16 protein-coding genes and 2 pseudogenes are annotated in these 17,311 nt (G+C 36.3%); 2 read left to right on the top strand and 16 right to left on the bottom strand.

Annotation, left to right across the window (positions count from 1 at the left end; all coding sequences use genetic code 11):
- Window positions 1-34: 34 nt before the first annotated feature.
- Window positions 35-1,522 carry a S41 family peptidase gene (locus ABJQ32_02090; protein MEP5288407.1) on the top strand — a complete coding sequence of 496 codons (1,488 nt, stop codon included), beginning with the start codon at window positions 35-37 and terminating at the stop codon, window positions 1,520-1,522.
- Window positions 1,523-1,662: 140 nt separating this feature from the next.
- Here ABJQ32_02090 and lepB (ABJQ32_02085) read toward each other — a convergent pair.
- The 12 genes and pseudogenes from lepB (ABJQ32_02085) to ABJQ32_02030 all read right to left on the bottom strand — a co-directional run bounded on the left by lepB (ABJQ32_02085) (window position 1,663) and on the right by ABJQ32_02030 (window position 12,462).
- Window positions 1,663-1,968: pseudogene (gene lepB, locus ABJQ32_02085) on the bottom strand (signal peptidase I).
- A 294-nt stretch (window positions 1,969-2,262) separates the two neighbouring features.
- Window positions 2,263-3,117, bottom strand: a pseudogene (gene lepB, locus ABJQ32_02080) (signal peptidase I).
- Window positions 3,118-3,121: 4 nt separating this feature from the next.
- The gene (gene dapB / locus ABJQ32_02075) at window positions 3,122-3,832 is read right to left on the bottom strand and encodes a 4-hydroxy-tetrahydrodipicolinate reductase (protein MEP5288406.1); all 711 of its coding nucleotides are present in this window, start codon (window positions 3,830-3,832) and stop codon (window positions 3,122-3,124) included.
- Between the two features lies 1 nt (window position 3,833).
- Window positions 3,834-4,412 (bottom strand): DUF5683 domain-containing protein, encoded by a 579-nt coding sequence (locus tag ABJQ32_02070; GenBank protein ID MEP5288405.1) that lies wholly within the window; start codon window positions 4,410-4,412, stop codon window positions 3,834-3,836.
- A gap of 117 nt (window positions 4,413-4,529) precedes the next feature.
- Window positions 4,530-5,420, bottom strand: coding sequence for a ParB/RepB/Spo0J family partition protein (locus ABJQ32_02065; protein ID MEP5288404.1), 891 nt, complete (start codon window positions 5,418-5,420; stop codon window positions 4,530-4,532).
- A 6-nt stretch (window positions 5,421-5,426) separates the two neighbouring features.
- A complete protein-coding gene (locus ABJQ32_02060) occupies window positions 5,427-6,203 on the bottom strand; it encodes an AAA family ATPase (GenBank protein MEP5288403.1) in 777 nt (258 codons plus the stop codon).
- 149 nt (window positions 6,204-6,352) lie between these two features.
- Window positions 6,353-8,173 carry a membrane protein insertase YidC gene (gene yidC, locus ABJQ32_02055; protein MEP5288402.1) on the bottom strand — a complete coding sequence of 607 codons (1,821 nt, stop codon included), beginning with the start codon at window positions 8,171-8,173 and terminating at the stop codon, window positions 6,353-6,355.
- A 10-nt stretch (window positions 8,174-8,183) separates the two neighbouring features.
- The gene (locus tag ABJQ32_02050; protein MEP5288401.1) at window positions 8,184-9,803 is read right to left on the bottom strand and encodes a CTP synthase; all 1,620 of its coding nucleotides are present in this window, start codon (window positions 9,801-9,803) and stop codon (window positions 8,184-8,186) included.
- A 67-nt stretch (window positions 9,804-9,870) separates the two neighbouring features.
- Complete coding sequence (locus ABJQ32_02045; GenBank protein MEP5288400.1) at window positions 9,871-10,971, bottom strand: hypothetical protein; 1,101 nt, start codon at window positions 10,969-10,971, stop codon at window positions 9,871-9,873.
- A gap of 16 nt (window positions 10,972-10,987) precedes the next feature.
- Window positions 10,988-11,464, bottom strand: coding sequence for a hypothetical protein (locus tag ABJQ32_02040; GenBank protein ID MEP5288399.1), 477 nt, complete (start codon window positions 11,462-11,464; stop codon window positions 10,988-10,990).
- A 2-nt stretch (window positions 11,465-11,466) separates the two neighbouring features.
- Entirely contained in the window at window positions 11,467-11,889 is a 423-nt protein-coding gene (locus ABJQ32_02035) for a hypothetical protein (GenBank protein MEP5288398.1), read from the bottom strand.
- Between the two features lie 36 nt (window positions 11,890-11,925).
- The gene (locus ABJQ32_02030) at window positions 11,926-12,462 is read right to left on the bottom strand and encodes an RNA polymerase sigma factor (protein ID MEP5288397.1); all 537 of its coding nucleotides are present in this window, start codon (window positions 12,460-12,462) and stop codon (window positions 11,926-11,928) included.
- Window positions 12,463-12,594: 132 nt separating this feature from the next.
- On the opposite strand from ABJQ32_02030, the gene ABJQ32_02025 reads away from it, so the two are divergent.
- Window positions 12,595-13,044 (top strand): MarR family transcriptional regulator, encoded by a 450-nt coding sequence (locus tag ABJQ32_02025; GenBank protein MEP5288396.1) that lies wholly within the window; start codon window positions 12,595-12,597, stop codon window positions 13,042-13,044.
- On the opposite strand, the gene ABJQ32_02020 is transcribed toward ABJQ32_02025, so the two are convergent.
- The 4 genes from ABJQ32_02020 to serA all read right to left on the bottom strand — a co-directional run bounded on the left by ABJQ32_02020 (window position 13,045) and on the right by serA (window position 16,982).
- Entirely contained in the window at window positions 13,045-13,953 is a 909-nt protein-coding gene (locus ABJQ32_02020; protein ID MEP5288395.1) for a universal stress protein, read from the bottom strand.
- Window positions 13,954-14,101: 148 nt separating this feature from the next.
- Window positions 14,102-15,172: an aminotransferase class V-fold PLP-dependent enzyme gene (locus tag ABJQ32_02015; GenBank protein MEP5288394.1), complete on the bottom strand. Its 1,071-nt coding sequence runs from the start codon at window positions 15,170-15,172 to the stop codon at window positions 14,102-14,104.
- A 58-nt stretch (window positions 15,173-15,230) separates the two neighbouring features.
- Entirely contained in the window at window positions 15,231-15,617 is a 387-nt protein-coding gene (locus ABJQ32_02010; GenBank protein ID MEP5288393.1) for a monothiol bacilliredoxin BrxC family protein, read from the bottom strand.
- A 78-nt stretch (window positions 15,618-15,695) separates the two neighbouring features.
- Complete coding sequence (serA, locus tag ABJQ32_02005; protein ID MEP5288392.1) at window positions 15,696-16,982, bottom strand: phosphoglycerate dehydrogenase; 1,287 nt, start codon at window positions 16,980-16,982, stop codon at window positions 15,696-15,698.
- Window positions 16,983-17,311: the final 329 nt, after the last annotated feature.

Here is a 17,311-nt window from a genome sequence, read left to right as displayed (position 1 = left end):
AGAAGACATTTTATATGTCAGTAAATAGGTGAGAATGAGTAAGGATTTCTTTAGAAAAGGCCTCTTTTTATTGGTGTTGATTGCTATAGAAGTTTCAAGTTGCAATGAAGATAGCGTAACTGTTCCTAGAACAAGTAGTGATGTAGATGAATTTATATGGGCAGCTATGAACCAATTTTATTATTGGCAATCAAATGTTCCAGAACTTTCGGATGATAAGAAATCATCAAGGACAGTCCTTGATGAATTTCTAAACTCATACTCTTCTCCAGAGGAACTGTTTGATGATTTGCTCTTTGAAGACGATAGGTTTTCTTCGATTGTGGATGACTATGAGCTTTTAGAGGCTTCCTTTCAGGGTGTTTCTAAGTCTTTTGGATACGATTTAAGGCTTCTGAGAATAACAAGCGATAGCGATGACCTTCTGGCTTATATAAAGTATGTTGTTCCAGGTGGCCCGGCTGATGTACAGGGATTGAAAAGAGGAGATTTATTTACAGAAGTTGACGGAGAAAAGCTTAAAGTAGACAATTTTGTTTCGCTACTATTTGACAGTGATATGTATACAATCACATTATCAGAAATGCGAGATAACGCTATCAACTCGACTTTAGAAGAAGTGTCCTTAGTGTCCGTGCAACTCACTGAGAATCCTATTCTTTTATCTGAAGTACTCGAAGTAGATGGTTTAAATGTTGGTTATTTAGTGTACAATCAATTCATTAATAATAATTCATACCATGAAGAGCTTAATGACGCTTTTGGAGAATTTGTCAGATCTGGAATTACGGATTTAGTATTAGATCTTAGATACAATGGAGGAGGATCTCTAACAACCTCTCGTATTCTCGCTTCAATGCTCTATTCAAATGCCGATTCCAATGATGTTTTAGGTTCTATTATTTACAATGAGAAACTGGCTGATTTTAATACAGATATCTCTTTTCTTTCTCAAATCCCAGTCTTTGATAGTCAGGGAGAGCAAACTTCTTCAATAAACATGAATAGACTTAGCCTTAATAGAATATTTATCTTAACAACCGGTAGTACTGCTTCTGCTTCTGAGTTCATCATAGCCGGATTGCTTCCTTTTATGGATGTAACAATTATCGGTACAACTAGTGTAGGAAAGAATGTAGGTTCTGTTACACTTTATGACTCGGAAGATTTCCTTAGATCGGAGACATTAAACCCAAATCATAAGTATGCTATTCAACCGATAATTAGTCAATTGGCAAATTCAGAAGGGTTTACCGATTATATAGATGGATTCACACCGAACATTTTGATAGAAGAAGCAAATTTTCTTGGAGAGCTCAAGCAACTCGGAGATCCGTCAGAAGCACTTCTTTCTGAAGCACTATCCATTATAAGTGGAGTGGCTCGTACGGAAAGATTGCCTGACAATGGCATGGTTGGAATAGATAATGATGTAGCAAACAATAAAGTTTCGAATACTATTCTTGTTGAGGGTAACTACATTCCAAAAAACTTGAGAAGAATTTTATTTAATGCTCAATGAGTCACCACTTAGAACACCTTTATAAAACAGAGGGCGAAAAAAAGGCACTCATTCCCGGGTGCCTTGCTATGTTTTTTTTCCTTATTCTAGGAGCGGGCGTTTTTATTGGGTTGTTTTATCTCGTCCGCTGGCTATCTTGATTATTCAATTCCGTCAAATAGTCTACTCCATCGTATTTTATTGAAAAACTTGGCATTGGTATCAAAAGACATCCATATGAAAGATGCTTCGCCTACAATATTATCTTCTGGTACAAATCCCCAATACCTGGAGTCATCTGAGGCATGACGATTATCTCCCATCATAAAAAAGTAGTCTTTTATGAAAGTATATTCCGAAATAACTTCGCCATTTACTTTAAGAATGTCAACGTCTATCTCAACAGATTCATGGCCTTCATAGTTAGCAATAGTGGAACCATACATAGCTAAATTTTCTTCTGTCACTTGAATTGTCATTCCTCTTGCAGGCACTGTTAATGGACCAAAGAAGTCGCGATTCCATGGGAAGTAGCGAGCATCCGGAAATATGTTTTGCTCCGACCTATCTTGCGGAATCAATTGTTTAGTCACACTTTCTACAAAAGGTAGTTTTTCAAACCCTTCGACTCCAGTAGGAGGCATAAGAACAGAGTATCCTTCAGCATAGCGTGTCACACTATTATGCGGATCGACATTTAGGTTTTCGAATATTCGCTCTCTGATGGATTCATCAGTTCTGACAAAGTACTCATGTTGCATCAATGGTGGATTTTCTGATTTTTCACCATTTACATACACTTGAGTTTCTTTGATTTCAATTGTTTCACCTGAAATAGCAACACACCTTTTGATATAATGTGTCTTTAAATCCATTGGATGATATTCACCGTCTCTACGTTGATTATAGTGATCATCAACAGGGTAATTAAAAACAACCACATCGTTTCTTTCAACTTTTCCTAATGAAGGAAGTCTCAAACTAGGCAATGATATTCCCGGAATGTATGAAGGTACTTCAGTGCCCCAAATAGTTTGATGAGTCAACGGGATCTGTATAGGAGTTTGCGGTGTTCTCGGTCCATATTCTGCTTTGCTTACAAATAGGAAGTCACCAACAAGAAGCGATCGCTCCATTGATCCAGTAGGGATCACATAAGCTTCCATAAATATCCATCGAACGAATGTTGCGCAAAAAACAGCAAATACGATGGCTTCAAACCATTCCTTGCCAAATGATTTTTTAGGCTTTGGAATTTCTGTTGCTTTAGCAATATAAGTAGTGTCAGACCATGCTATATAATTCATATATATCGGGGCAAAAACAACACCAAGGACTTGATCAAGGTAGGTATACTTACCAAACGATTTCATCAGGTCGAGATGCATTGTGAGCCCTACAAAGAAATTAATTACCGGTACAAATAGGAGCAATACCCACCATTTAGGCCTACCTACAATTTCGAGGTGTACGTAATAGTTTAAGACTGGGACAAACCCTTTCCAACCTTCTTTTCCAGCTTTCTCGAAAAATTTGTAGTAGGCAGTGCCTTGAAGAACATACCATAAAATCAGAAATGTGATTACAAAAATTGGGTTGAAATCGTGAAAGTACATATGGTTAGTTATCGTTTATAAAATCAGACATGGTAAAAACTCCTTTCTTTAAGTGAATCCATTCACCAACTTGCACAACTCCTTGCGCAAAAACACTTCTGTCATGAGCTGTGTGTGTTATTTCAATAGACTCTAAAGAAGACGAATAGCTTACGGTATGAGTGCCAGGTACGTTGGGCATACGTTCAGAAACTATTCCTAATTTTTTATGATCGGCAGATTCAGCGTTTATCCATCCTTTAATAGAGGGCTTAGAGGAGATAATTCCTTCTGCTAATGTTATAGCTGTTCCGCTAGGGCTGTCTTTTTTTTCTGTATGATGAATTTCCTTCATAGAGGGCTTGAAACTCAACTGACTCATTTTACTAGCCAACCATTTATTGAGTTCAAAAAAAAGATTCACACCAATACTGAAATTGGATGCATATAAAAATGTGCCATTTAAATCCTTACAGAGATGTTCTATTTCTGATAATTTGTCAATCCAACCGGTTGTTCCTGATATAACGGGAATGCCATTCTCAAGGCAATGACTGATGTTTTGGAATGCAGATTCTGGTTGTGTGAATTCAATAGCGATATCTACGTTATCCTTAACCAGCTCATCAAGTTGACTTACTGATTGAATGATATAGCTGATTGAATGACCGGATTCCACAGCTATTTTTTCAATGGCTTTACCCATCTTCCCGTAACCAATTAAAGCAATTCTCATTTTAAAACTTCAATACGAATGAAACGCCTAACGCTTGCGAAAATAATGGAGTTGATTGAATAGATGGTTCTATTCCTAAGGCCAGTTTGTCATTTACTTTAAACTCATCAAGGTGAGCGGATACATGAGCGTCTACTATTTGTAGAATATAGAAAGCAGAACCTAGGATGATAAGGAAATCCCTGTTTCTTCTAAATAGGTCTCTATTACGAACAAGTGCAGATTCACTACTAATAATTGACTGATATGGATTGGTTTGGCCTTTCGATGTTAGCAGTGTAGCATTTCTCAAACCATGATAAACTTTATTGTTGTAATTGATGAAATGCCCAAATGTAATTACACCAGCCAAGACAATAGGAACTTTCCAGTATTGTTTATTGTAAACCTGACCCATGCCAGGAAAAATGGCGGAGAGCAGTGCTGCTCTTTGCGGATTGAGTTCTGAAACTTCTTCAAACAGTTCAGCATCCTCTTCAACCTTCACAAATGTTGAATCATCTAATAGTATGGGTTCATCCTGAGCAGTACAGATGAGAGTAAAGCAAATCAGTGTAGAGAGTAATAGAAGTTTTTTCATCATTTCGCTAATGCATCGCAAAGTTCGCGCCTAAACTTGAATAATTAGAGGTTATTCAAGAAAGTTTTAACAACTCGAAATACAATACAGAAGTATAGATGCTGATTGTGTAGTTAGTTATATGTCCAATATTTCCAGAATTCGATTCAAGTCATCAGTGGACGTAAATGGAATTTTAATTTCTCCCTTATTTTGATCGCTAGATTTGATTGCGATTTTTGACCCGAAATGTGTAGATAACTTCCCTTGAAGCTTCTTTATTTCAGGATCAACGTCTGTTGGAGAAGAAGAGGTTTCTTCTTTTTTGCTTTTGGACCTTACTAGTTCTTCTACTTTTCTAACCGATAAATCTTGATTAATTATTTGGTTAAAAATATCCAATTGACGAGCTACGTCATCAATGGAAATGAGTGCTCGTGCATGTCCCATACTTAATTTCCCATCTCTTAATGCTATTTGAATAGCTGGAGGTAGTTTTAAAAGTCGCAGGTAATTGGTGACCGTACTTCTGTTTTTTCCTACACGGTCACCAAGCTGCTCCTGCTTTAAATCACACTCTGCCAAGAGTCTTTGATAGCTTAACGCAATTTCTATTGCATTAAGGTTTTCGCGTTGAATATTTTCTATAAGTGCCATTTCCAGCATTTGCTGGTCGTCAGCAACACGGATATAGGCAGGTATGGTTTTAAGACCGGCTTTTTTGCTAGCCTGTAGTCTTCTTTCCCCCGAGATTAATTGAAATTCTTTTTCGCTTAGAGCTCGAACGGTAATTGGTTGAATGATTCCTTGAACTTTTATAGATTCGGCTAGGTCATTTAAAGCCTCTTCATCAAAATCAGTTCTAGGTTGCCAAGGATTTGTTTCTATCTTAGAAAGTTCGATTTCGTTAATAGCTCCTTTTGGAGTGGCACCTGATCCACTAATTTTTCCTTTTTCCCCTGAATCTTCTAGAAGCGCTCCAAGACCTCTTCCAAGGCCTGATTTTTTCTTGAATTTACTCTCTGCCATGTCTGATTAGGCTGCTTTAACTTCGTTTCGTTCTAATACTTCTTTCGCAAGATTCAAGTAACTAATTGAACCTTTGCTGTCTGCATCGTGAGTGATGGCAGGCATGCCGAATCCAGGAGATTCACTAAGCTTAATATTTCTTGGAATCATGGTGCTAAACACCAATGATTCAAAATGCATCTTCACTTCTTCAACTACTTGGTTAGCTAGATTCAGACGTACATCATACATCGTCAGTAATATGCCTTCAACTTCTAAATCTTGATTCAATCGAGTTTGAATGATCTTTATGGTATTCAGAAGTTTACCTAAACCTTCTAGAGCGAAGTACTCACACTGTACAGGTACAACTACTGAGTCTGAAGCTGTCAATGCATTGATTGTAATAAGCCCCAACGAAGGAGAACAATCAATAATTATGAAATCATAATCGTCTCTTATATCAACGAGAGCTTGTTTCATCTTTTCTTCTCGTTCTTCAATATTAACCATCTCCACTTCTGCACCTACCAAGTCGATATGGGAGGGGAGAAGATCTAAAAACTTAATTTGAGTCTCTACTATGCTATCTTTTGCACTAGCTCCATCCACCATGCATTCATAGATACTCACCTCAACATTTTTAGGATCAACACCTACACCAGAAGTAGCATTTGCTTGTGGGTCAGCATCCACTATTAGGGTTTTAAATTCTAAAGCAGCAAGACTTGCAGCTAAATTGATTGCTGTGGTTGTCTTACCAACTCCACCTTTTTGATTTGCGATAGAAATAATCTTACCCATAGTATTGGATGTAGTTTTTAGTTAGAGAAATGGACACAAATATATCCAAGATGATCCCAAGATAATCATGTTGTGAATAACTTGTGTAAAAAAGAAAAACCTTGATTCAAATGATTAGAACCAAGGTTTTTCGCGTAGATATCAACAATCTATTTTTTCTTTTTATTCTTCTTTTGTGCTTCCTGACTTGCCTTCATCGCATCTTCAAGCCGTGTCTGGAATTTAGACTTCTTCTTGTTGACATTCTTCTTCTTGTTTTCCTGGAGCAATTGATGAATCTTATCTTCATCTATGATCTTCCTGAATAAAACAGTTTGACCGAATGTTGTCATGTTAGAAACAAAATAATAAAAGGTAAGACCTGAAGCATAACTATTCAAAACGAATAGAAACATGATAGGCATCATATACTGAAGAGTCTTCATCGGTCCTTGAACCGTTGTAATTTGACTGTTACTCCAAGTATAAAGTATGGTCGATAGAGTCATCAATAGCGTAAATAAACTCACATGATCGCCATAAAAAGGAATTTCAAATGGCAATCTTATAATACTGTCATATGTTGACAAATCATGTGCCCATAAAAATGACTGTTGTCTCAACTCTACTGCATTGGGGAAGAAGAAGAAAAGAGAGAAAAGAATAGGCATTTGGAGTAGCATGGGAATACAGCCACTAACTGGGTTGATACCTACTTGCTGGTAAAGTTTCATCTGCGCTTGCTGGGCTTTCTGCATATCACCATCATGCTTTGCTTTGATCTCATCAAGCTCAGGTTTCATTGCTCGCATCTTTGCCATAGACATATGAGACTTCCATGTTAGTGGAGCAAGGATCAACCGAATAACAATTACTACGATTAAGATAATTATACCATAATTGGAAAAGAATCTTTCCAAAAAGTGAAATATTGGGATAATAAGGTACTTATTAACCAAGGGGAGCGGGCCCCATCCCATGTCTAGGTTTTCTTCAAAATCAGGAGCAACTCCTTTTAGAATATCATACTTATTGGAACCGAAGTAATACCTAGCTCCAAATCCAGTAGCAAACTCAGAGTAGGGGATAAGCATCTGCATAGACATGTTCTTAACAGAAGTGGTATCACTGAAATCGACTGTTTGATTTACGTAACCAGATTTAAATCCAGTATTTGCAATGATCGCAGCTGTGAAAAACTTCTGTTTAAACGAAACCCACTTGATTTGAGTCCCTAAAGTCTCATCTTCAAATTCAGTAGATCTTTCTGAAAGTTCATCAGATTCACCTTCTGCTAGGTAGTATCTCACATTACTATTTATTCTTCCGTCATCAAGATTGCTCTCTGCTCTATTGATTGCATGATTCCAGTTGAAGCTAACATCTGTTGGATTAAGAATATTATTTAGCCCTTTACTTTCAATACTATAAGCAACTTCGAATCCTGAAGGAGGGATTAAATACTTTTGAGTAATCGAGAAATTACCATCTCCAAGTATGTAGGAAATTTGAGTAGTGTCTCCAAATGTTTTAACTGTAGACGTGAATAATAACTCCGATAAGTTAATTTTTCTTCCATTATGATCAACAATCAAGTCTATCTTGGATTTTGATCCATCTACTAAGACAAGCTTATTACCTAGGTAATTCTTATGGTTTTTTAATACAACCTCTTGGATTTGCCCACCTTTATTGGAAAAGCTTATAAGCAATTCCTTGTTTTCTATGGTTTTCACACTGACTTCTCCATTAGCGGCAAATGCGAAAGCTCCATATGTCTGCACGTCTAAAGAAGACTGTACAGAATCAGGCATAGATAAATTGGTCGTTGAAACTGTATCTGTAGAAGAAGTTTGAGGTATTACTTCAGATACTGGCTCTTCTTGAGTAGTTAAATCTTCAGTCACAGGCGGTTCAGGAGCGAACCATGTGAAGTAAACCGCCAATAAGGCAAACATTAGGATTAGTCCTATAAATTGATTTCTGTCCATTTATTATGAGTTATATCTCCTGACTCTTCTTCTGGTCAAGCGATGCTTTGATAAATTTTACAAAAAGTGGATGAGGATCCATCACTGTAGATTTTAATTCCGGATGGTATTGGGTCCCCACAAACCATGGGTGGTCCTTTATTTCCATAATTTCCACCAGGTTGGTTTTAGGGTTGATTCCCGAAGCTATCATGCCAGCATTTTCATACTCTTCAAGGAACTTGTTGTTAAACTCGTATCTATGACGGTGACGTTCCATTATTTTCTTTGATCCGTAAGCAGCATAAGCTCTACTGCCTTTTTTCAGTTCGCAAACATAAGCTCCGAGTCTCATCGTGCCACCCATATCTTTCACATTCTTCTGACTTTCCATCAAGTCTATAACAGGGTAGGAGGTCTTAGCCATCTCATTACTGTTAGCTTTTTTCTTGCCAAGAACATTTCTTGCAAACTCAATAACGGCGCATTGCATCCCTAAACAGATTCCAAAAAATGGAATTTTATTTTCTCGTGCGTATTGTACTGCGTAGATTTTTCCTTCAATCCCTCGTTCTCCAAACCCTGGTGCAACTAAAATACCATCAAGTCCACCAAGTTCCTTTTGTACGTTATCACCATCGAGTTCTTCCGCATGAATCCATCGAACATTCACTTTGCATTCATTAGATGCACCAGCATGAATAAAAGACTCAGCAATAGACTTGTAAGCATCTTGTAGCTCAACGTATTTTCCAACTAGTCCTATGTTTACGGAAGCGGTAGGATTTTTAAGCCTCCCTAAGAATTCTTTCCATTTGACAAGTTTAGGATCTTTTTTATAAGGCATCTTAAACTTGGTGAGAACACGCTCATCAAGTTTTTCCTTGCGCATTAAAATGGGTACATCATAGATAGTCGATGCATCTAATGCTTCAATTACTGAGTTGATAGGAACGTTGCAGAATAACGCCAATTTTTTTCGAATGTCTTGATTGATAGGATATTCAGACCTGCAGACTAAAATGTCCGGCTGGATACCTGCCTCTAAAAGCTCTTTTACTGAATGCTGAGTTGGTTTTGTTTTTAACTCCCCTGATGCCTTTAAATAAGGAATCAATGTCAAGTGAATAGAGATGCTATTTGTTGGCCCCAACTCGAACTTGGCTTGCCTTACAGCCTCTACAAATGGAAGCGATTCGATATCACCAACACATCCACCAATTTCTGTGATTACCACATCGTATTTACCTGTCTCACCTAATTTATAGATGTTATTTTTTATTTCATCTGTGATGTGAGGAATGACTTGTACCGTTTTACCTAGGAATTCACCTTGACGTTCTTTCTGAATTACATTATAATAAATCCTTCCGGTAGTGACGTTATTAGCTTGTGATGTTTCAATACTTAAGAAACGTTCGTAATGACCCAAATCCAAATCTGTTTCAGCACCATCATTTGTTACATAACATTCTCCATGTTCATATGGATTCAATGTTCCCGGATCTATGTTGATGTAAGGGTCAAATTTTTGAATGGTTACGGATAAGCCTCTGGCCTGTAGTAATTTACCAAGCGAAGCTGCGATGATTCCCTTTCCGAGAGAGGATGTTACACCGCCCGTAACAAAAATGTATTTCGTTTTAGACATGAAGAGCGTTTTCCTATTTCCTTGTTACGGGACGCAAAGGTAGACTTTATTTCTGTTTTGTAAGCTTTTATTTGAAAGGTATTCTGTAAGAAATTGAAGCTCCAAAGTATCCGACCGGATCTACTTCGATAAATTCTCCGGGTAGTTTGACGGGAATAGTATAAGTGTAGCTTATTAGAAAGTAAAATCGGTTAGTAGCTAAGGATAATGGCAATGTAAATGCGTAATTGAGTACGCCGAATTCATTACTTCCTACATACTCAGTAATCTCATACCCTCCTTCAGTAATCTCATTGAGGCCGCTGATGCTTTCATCAGAGAGAATGGAAGACCTGGAAAGATCGACTAGCAGGTTATTTCTGGTTACCTCACTTATTGTACCATTGCGAAAAGCTCTGATTACAATGAGCCCAATGAACTTCTTTTGTTGTTGTGTGAGACCTTCAAAAGAAGTTAGTTTGGAGATACGTTCAGTATTTCGATCGCTTATTTGCCTGTTTGATATTCTTAACTGAGTTATATCACTATTCCCAACTATTGTACTTACTGATGGGAAAAGGCTGATACTTTTAAATACCCACCATTTACCTAAATCAATAGAGCCACTTAAATTGGTGATTATTCTATTGGCAGTCGTTTCACCAAAAAGAAAAGAATAATCAATAGAAGCAAAACCTATTTTAAAATCATAGCTTATAGAAGTTCCGAATGAATGTTTCAATGGATTTTCAGAAGAATCTGTAGGATTATAGAACCACCTCTCACCATCTACAGAATAACTCCATTTGGGGTTCTTGAATGTTCCAAGATACCCGACAGACAGGACCGTTGGATTATAATTAGGATCTGCACCACTATTCCAGTAGCCAGCTACATCAGAATAAATGCCAGATTTGTGATAGTAAGAAATTCCAGGTGAGATTCCTGTTTGATTCAGGTTGTAATCTCTGCCGCTACTTGTTACGTTGCTAGTAAATCCAATACGTACGTTTAACTCACTCGTTGGATTATATTCCATCGAAAAGAGACTATCTATTAGATTAAAAATGGTGAGGGAATCCATTTCATCCTCTAGAATTTTTAGCTGTTCGGCGTAACTCAATGAATCTTGAGAGAAAGAAACAAAAGGCATACTGACCAGCATCAATATTGTGATCGCTCGAAACATCAGGTAGGTAGGTTGATTAGTTTCGACGATCGTTTAATCTGTCATTATTTTTTCTTTGTTTTTGTCTTTTCATTTGCTCTGCTCTAATTCTTCGAAGAAGCATTTCTTTAAAATCATTTTCAGCTTTTCGCAAGTTGTTTAACTGACGCGAAGTAATCACTTTAAGGATTCTATCAGAATATTCTCGATCAAGTTTTAACTGACGTTCTTTTACTTGATTAGCCATATCAAGCATCTTTTTATTCTCATCTTCGGAGGCTTTATTAGGATCAAAGTTTTTTCTGGCTTGATCAAAGTTTTTTCTAATCTCCTTTCTTTGAATACCAAATTCTCTATAAATCGGCCAAAATTTCTCGGCTTGTTTGGGAGTAAGTTCCAGACGCTCTGTGATCAGCGCAATCTTGGCAGCTTCAATTTTTTTAAGAGCTTCGGGACTTTGAGCATGTGCTCCAAAGTAAAAACTAAGCGTGATAATTATTAAAATTTTTTTCATCTCTATAAAAATTCGTCTTCTAAATCATATTCTAATAACACATCGTCAATGGTTTGGTCACCCATATCAATGCCATCCAACATATCAGTTTCTTCTATCTCAAGTGTAGATATATCATCTCCTAAGACACTGACAATGTCATAGACATCAAATTCAACTTGCTCTAGATAAGCAAGTAATTCATCCTGCGGAATTTCAGCGAGCAATATTTCTGCTGAATTTTTGTCACGAGGAAAGAGGAAAATAAGGCTGATGATTACCAACATTGAAGCTGCCATAGCAAGACTCCATGAGGGAATTTTGAACCTCTCTGGTTTTGTTTCCTCTGAAATTCGCTGTTGAATTTTCAGAGGTAAGTCTTCAAAGTAGCCTTCAGGTACTTTAAACGCTTTCTTTTTGTCTATATCATCGAGAGAATGTTTCATTCTTGTATTGTTTAGATTCTTTTATCGTCAAAAGGTTTAATCTGAATTAATAAACAATTCAATTTTTTTAACCGCATGATGATAGTTTGCTTTTAGAGCCCCAACGCTTGTCCCAGTTATATCAGCTATATCAGTAAATTTCATATCATCAAAATACTTCATATTGAAGACCATTCGCTGCTTATCAGGAAGTTTTAATAACGCTTTTTGTAGTTTCATTTGAACTTCATCCCCCGATGGCTCAACACTACTCTTAAGTTTTTCAACCAGTTCACCTTCTAAATCATGAATCGGAATAAAGAAGCGTCTTTTTTTCTTTTTTAGAAAATTCAAACATTCATTTGTTGCTATTCTGTAAATCCATGTATAAAGCTTTGAGTCTTCTCTGAATTTTCCCAGGTTTTTCCAAACCTTTACAAAAATCTCCTGAACTAAGTCATCCGTGTCATCATGATCAATGACCATTTTCCGCACATGCCAATAGATTCGTTCTTGATACTCTCGTACCAATAAATTAAACCCATAATTACGGGTTTCGCTTTCACGAATCTTTTCAATGATTAGTTCTTCCAATTTTTTCAGGTAGGTTCTGAACTTAGATTATAAAGATAGACGAAGGTTTAACTCATTTGAAAAATAAAACCAAACGCAACCTTTTTTTTCAAATGTTGTTACATTAAATGTAATTGTATTTATCTATTGAAAATGGGAATAGCAGAAGAGATTAAGCAGGAAAAATTTAAAAGTGAATATTCAAAAGCTATTGTAAATATTATTTATACGAATGCATGGTTGCATCAGAAACATTTACAATTGTTCAAATCCTATGGCTTAACAACACCACAATTCAATATTCTTAGAATTCTTAGAGGGCAGCACCCAGAACCAGCAACAGTCAATCTGTTAATTGAACGAATGCTGGATAAAAGTTCAAACGCTTCTAGAATAGTAGATAAATTGGAGCAAAAAGGATTTGTGGAAAGAAAGCAATGCCCCAATGATAGGAGAGCAGTTGATGTGTGTATTTCCGATGAAGGACTTGGCTTGCTCAAAAAGATGGACAATCAAATGGAACAGTGGGAAAATCAAAATAACAAACTCACTGATCAAGAAGCAAAAAATCTCAATGAAATCTTAGATAAGTTGAGAGAATAATTAAAGATCTTTTAGCGTCTCTAAGATGCCAGCTACGGCTCCTTTCTTTCGTATAATCATGAGAGGTATACTGTCATTTATTCGAATCATTCGTTCTGCCTTACTTCCAATGAATAATGCAGATGTTGCAGATCTTCCTTTTGCCCCCATGACGATCATGTCTACATTTTTCTTTTTAGCTTCTTTATATATCAGATCGATAACATTTTCATTTTTATCTAAAGTGAAAACAGGAACCAATTCTTGAGAATTTACTTCAACTTTTTTGATGAGTATATCCAAATCGTTACTTGCATGACCTTTCATGATCTCTGCAAATTCAGAATAGCTTTTTCCAGAGTATCTGTAGCTTGAAGGAACGTTATACACGTTTTGAAGATAGACTTTAGATTTTAACCTCTCCGTCAATAGCAATGTTCTCCCAAGTGAAAGTCGTGAGTAATCGGAAAAATCTACAGGAATGAAAATTTTTCCAAATTTTAGCTTTTCTTTTTCAGGAATCACCAATAGGTTACAGGGAGATCTTCGTGCAATTCGGGTACTTAATACAGAATCGCTAACCTTCTTTCTACCTATGATAAGTAAATCTGACTTACTTTCATTTGCAACTTTTAATATTTCCTTGGTCTCACTTCCTTGTTTTACCAATATTTTGGTTGGAGTATCGCATTTGAAATATTTACTAATTAGCTCTTTTATTTCAAGCTTTCTTTCTTCTAAAGCTTTTTCCAAGAGGTTAGGAAATTCTTTCAATACCGAATCCGGAAGATTGAAGTCCTTAATTACATTTAGAAATGTAATTTCAGTTGTGCCAGCAACCAAGCTCAAGACACATGCGTTTTCTATCAAGCCTTGATCCATATCCGTGTGATCAAGGCAAACAACGATTTTTTTAAGAGGGGCGATCAATGTAATGGGTATTTATTTCCGCAAAGGTATCATTGATTTTGTACCAATCAATATGATTTTTATCCAATTCGAAATTATTTTTCTTATTTTTCTATTTAAGTGGAATTAAACCTTATAAATACTTAAAATGTTTCGGTGAAACAGAATATTATTTTATCTGTAAGAATAAATCACAGATCATTTCGATTGATTCTTTAGAGTGCGTAGGGAAATTGGCTATTCGAATATGATCCCCTTTATGATTACCATATCCTTTTCCAAGTATTAATCCTTTCTTATTAAAGAATTCAATCAACTCATTGGATTTACCAGACTTAGCAACAATTGTGGTTTTTGATCGATGCTGCTTTGAATTCACAAAGTGAGAAAGTAAGGGATGATCTTCTATAGATTGATTCAATATGGCCGCCTTATAAGCTGTATCGTTTCTTAATTTTGAAATCCCTACACCTAGCATGTCTTGAGCTATCTTCCCTAAAAGGTAAATGAATAGCATATTTGGTGTCTCGGGAGTTTGATTCTTATCACCAAATTTTTTAAGATTCGGTAATGACCTATATGAACCAATAGAAGTTGTCAACTTTTTACGCTGAGCAAGCTCATGACACTTAGTATTAACAATCCAGACTCCTAGTCCAGAAGGAAGACCAAAGGCTTTTTGAACAGAGAAATAAGCTGTATCTATATTGCTGAAGTTTACTGGTACAGAAGGGGAGGCGCTCACAATATCCAGTGCGATTAAAGAATTTGGATTTTGCAATCTCAACTCAGCGATCTCGGTTTCTTGCAAGCTATAACCTACGCTGGTTTCATTTTTAGTAATCCCAATCAATTCAGTGTCAGCTGGCACTTCCCAGCTTGTATAAGAATCTCCATCTGAAGCTTCAGTTATGCTGCTTTTTTTTCCATGTTGGATGGCAAAGTCATAGAACTTCCTACTAAAAGATCCATTTGTGAAGTGATGAGACCGTTCAGAGACCAGGTTTTGGATGATACGATCCCATGCTTCATTAGCGGAGTTTAAAAAGTAAATATCATATCCATCAGGAAGCTGAAGAAGTTCTTTCAATGCTTCATTAGTCTCTTCTACAATTTTTATAAAAGTGGAACTTCTATGTGATAAAGAAGGAATGTCTAGTGATAAGGCTTTCTTCAAATGTTCTTCGAACGTATAGAAAAGCTGAGAAGGTCCAGGAGTAAAGTAGATATTGTTTGACATAAAAAAAGCTCTTTAGGTTAAAGAGCATATAATTTTATTCCGATAAATAAGGTTCCTTTCAAACACGAGTTTCCATCCATTTGAAAGTTCTATTGATGATCTTTAATGCCAGTTTGATTTTTTTCACACTAATCATTTCACGTGACTCATCATACATAGTTACTCCATCTGCAAAAAGTAGAACCTGTGGATACTCATTGATCACACCAGCTATATCCGTTACAGCTTCAGCAATATCTTTATCTTTCATCACATCAATGATGTACAAATCAAGACTTTCAGGTGAAATTGACCAATCTCTTTCTAACAACTCTTTAGCATGCGCACTCTCAGGAGAAGACGGTCGATGCTTAAATACGAGCGCAGGCTTTTCTCTCGAGTCTTCAACCAAACGATCGAATTCTGATAGTGTATTTAGCGATTTCCAATTAAGCGGATAACTCATTCTTTACTTATTTAGCCCCATAATATGATTATACAAGCTCTTAAAGTTGGATGGTAGTAACTAAAATTTGCTTTAAACTTAATATAAAACTCTGAATCTAATGGTACCTCTGACCATTTTCAAGTCTTTTATTACTTCTTCTTTGTAGTTCTTATCTATATCCGTAATAACATAGCCAATAATATCATTGGTTTTTAGGTATTGTCCACCAATATTTATGCCATGATTGGCGAGCACATTGTTGATCTCAGCTAAAACTCCCGGTTCATTTTTGTGGATATGAATAAACCTATGTGCTTGATTCAAATTTGGGAGGGTAATGTTCGGAAAATTCACACTATTAGTGGTGGATCCTGTATTGATATATTCGATGATTTTTGAAGGTACAAAATCAGCTATGTTCTCTTGGGCCTCTAACGTGCTACCCCCTATATGAGGAGTTAAAATTGTATTTCTAAGACCTTTTAAAGGAGACTTAAAAGGATGATCATTGCTAAGTGGTTCTTCTGGGAATACATCTACACTGGAGCCATGAATTTTTCCATTTTTGATATTTTCTGTTAAAGCTTCAATATCCACAATATGACCTCTGCTTAAGTTAATGAAGACAACTCCATCCTTCATTTGATTGAATTCTCTAGATCCTATAATTGCTTCATTTTCCGGTCTACCATCCACATGAACACTAATCACATCTGAAGTAGCTAATAATTCTTCTAAACTGGAACATGAATAAGCATTCCCTAAAGCAAGCTTCTCCTCTAAATCAAAGTATTGAACATTCATGCCAATGGATTCAGCAAGAATAGATAATTGAGAACCTATTTTGCCATATCCTATTATACCAAGCTTCTTACCTCTTATTTCAAAACTCCCAGTAGCGGATTTACTCCACTTGCCTAGGTGCATTTGACTCATTTTATCAGGCAAGTTTCTCATCAAAATAATTATCTCTGCAAGAGCTAGCTCTACAACTGAACGTGTGTTTGAAAAAGGAGCATTAAATACAGCAATTCCTTTTCTTAAAGCGGAGCTAAGATCTATTTGATTTGTGCCAATACAAAAGGCACCAATAGCCAAAAGCCTTTTAGCATTGCTTAAGACTTTTTCCGTTACAAGTGTTTTTGATCGAATACCAAGAAGGCTAACATCTTTTATTGCTTCTGATAATTCTTCCTCTGTCATTCCAGCAGGATATACCTCAACTTGATACCCTTCTACTTTAAGCCTATTAATAGCTCCTTCATGAATGTTTTCAAGAAGAAGTGCTTTTATTCGATTTTTAGGGTAAGAATGAGCACGTTCTAGTTTTTGAGTGAATAGAAACTCATCAAGAGAAGGTGCTTCATGATCAGCTTCATTCAATATTTTCTCACGTCTTACATTCTCTGTGAAAGCATAAAATTTGTGAGCTAAGCCTGCTTTCTTAATTTCAAAATCTGTAAATCCATCACCTAAAACATAGACCTCACCTTTGAGTTGCATGCTTTCAATTTGATTGGGCTTACCGTTATTTTCCGAGAGGAGATTGGTTTCATCAAAACCAATGATGTTTTCTTCAGCATCATACTCAAATTCATTGGCGAATACATTCTCTTTCCTGATACCAAAAGTACGGACAATTGGGACTATGAAATCTTTAAATCCATTGGAAACGATGAATATTTGATCCCTATAATTATTTATAAATTCTT

Origin of the sequence: Marinobacter alexandrii, from assembly GCA_039984955.1 — a bacterium.
GTDB lineage: Bacteria > Bacteroidota > Bacteroidia > Cytophagales > Cyclobacteriaceae > Ekhidna.
The sequence above is the reverse complement of the archived record's forward strand: the minus strand, read 5'-3'. Positions and strand labels throughout refer to the sequence as shown.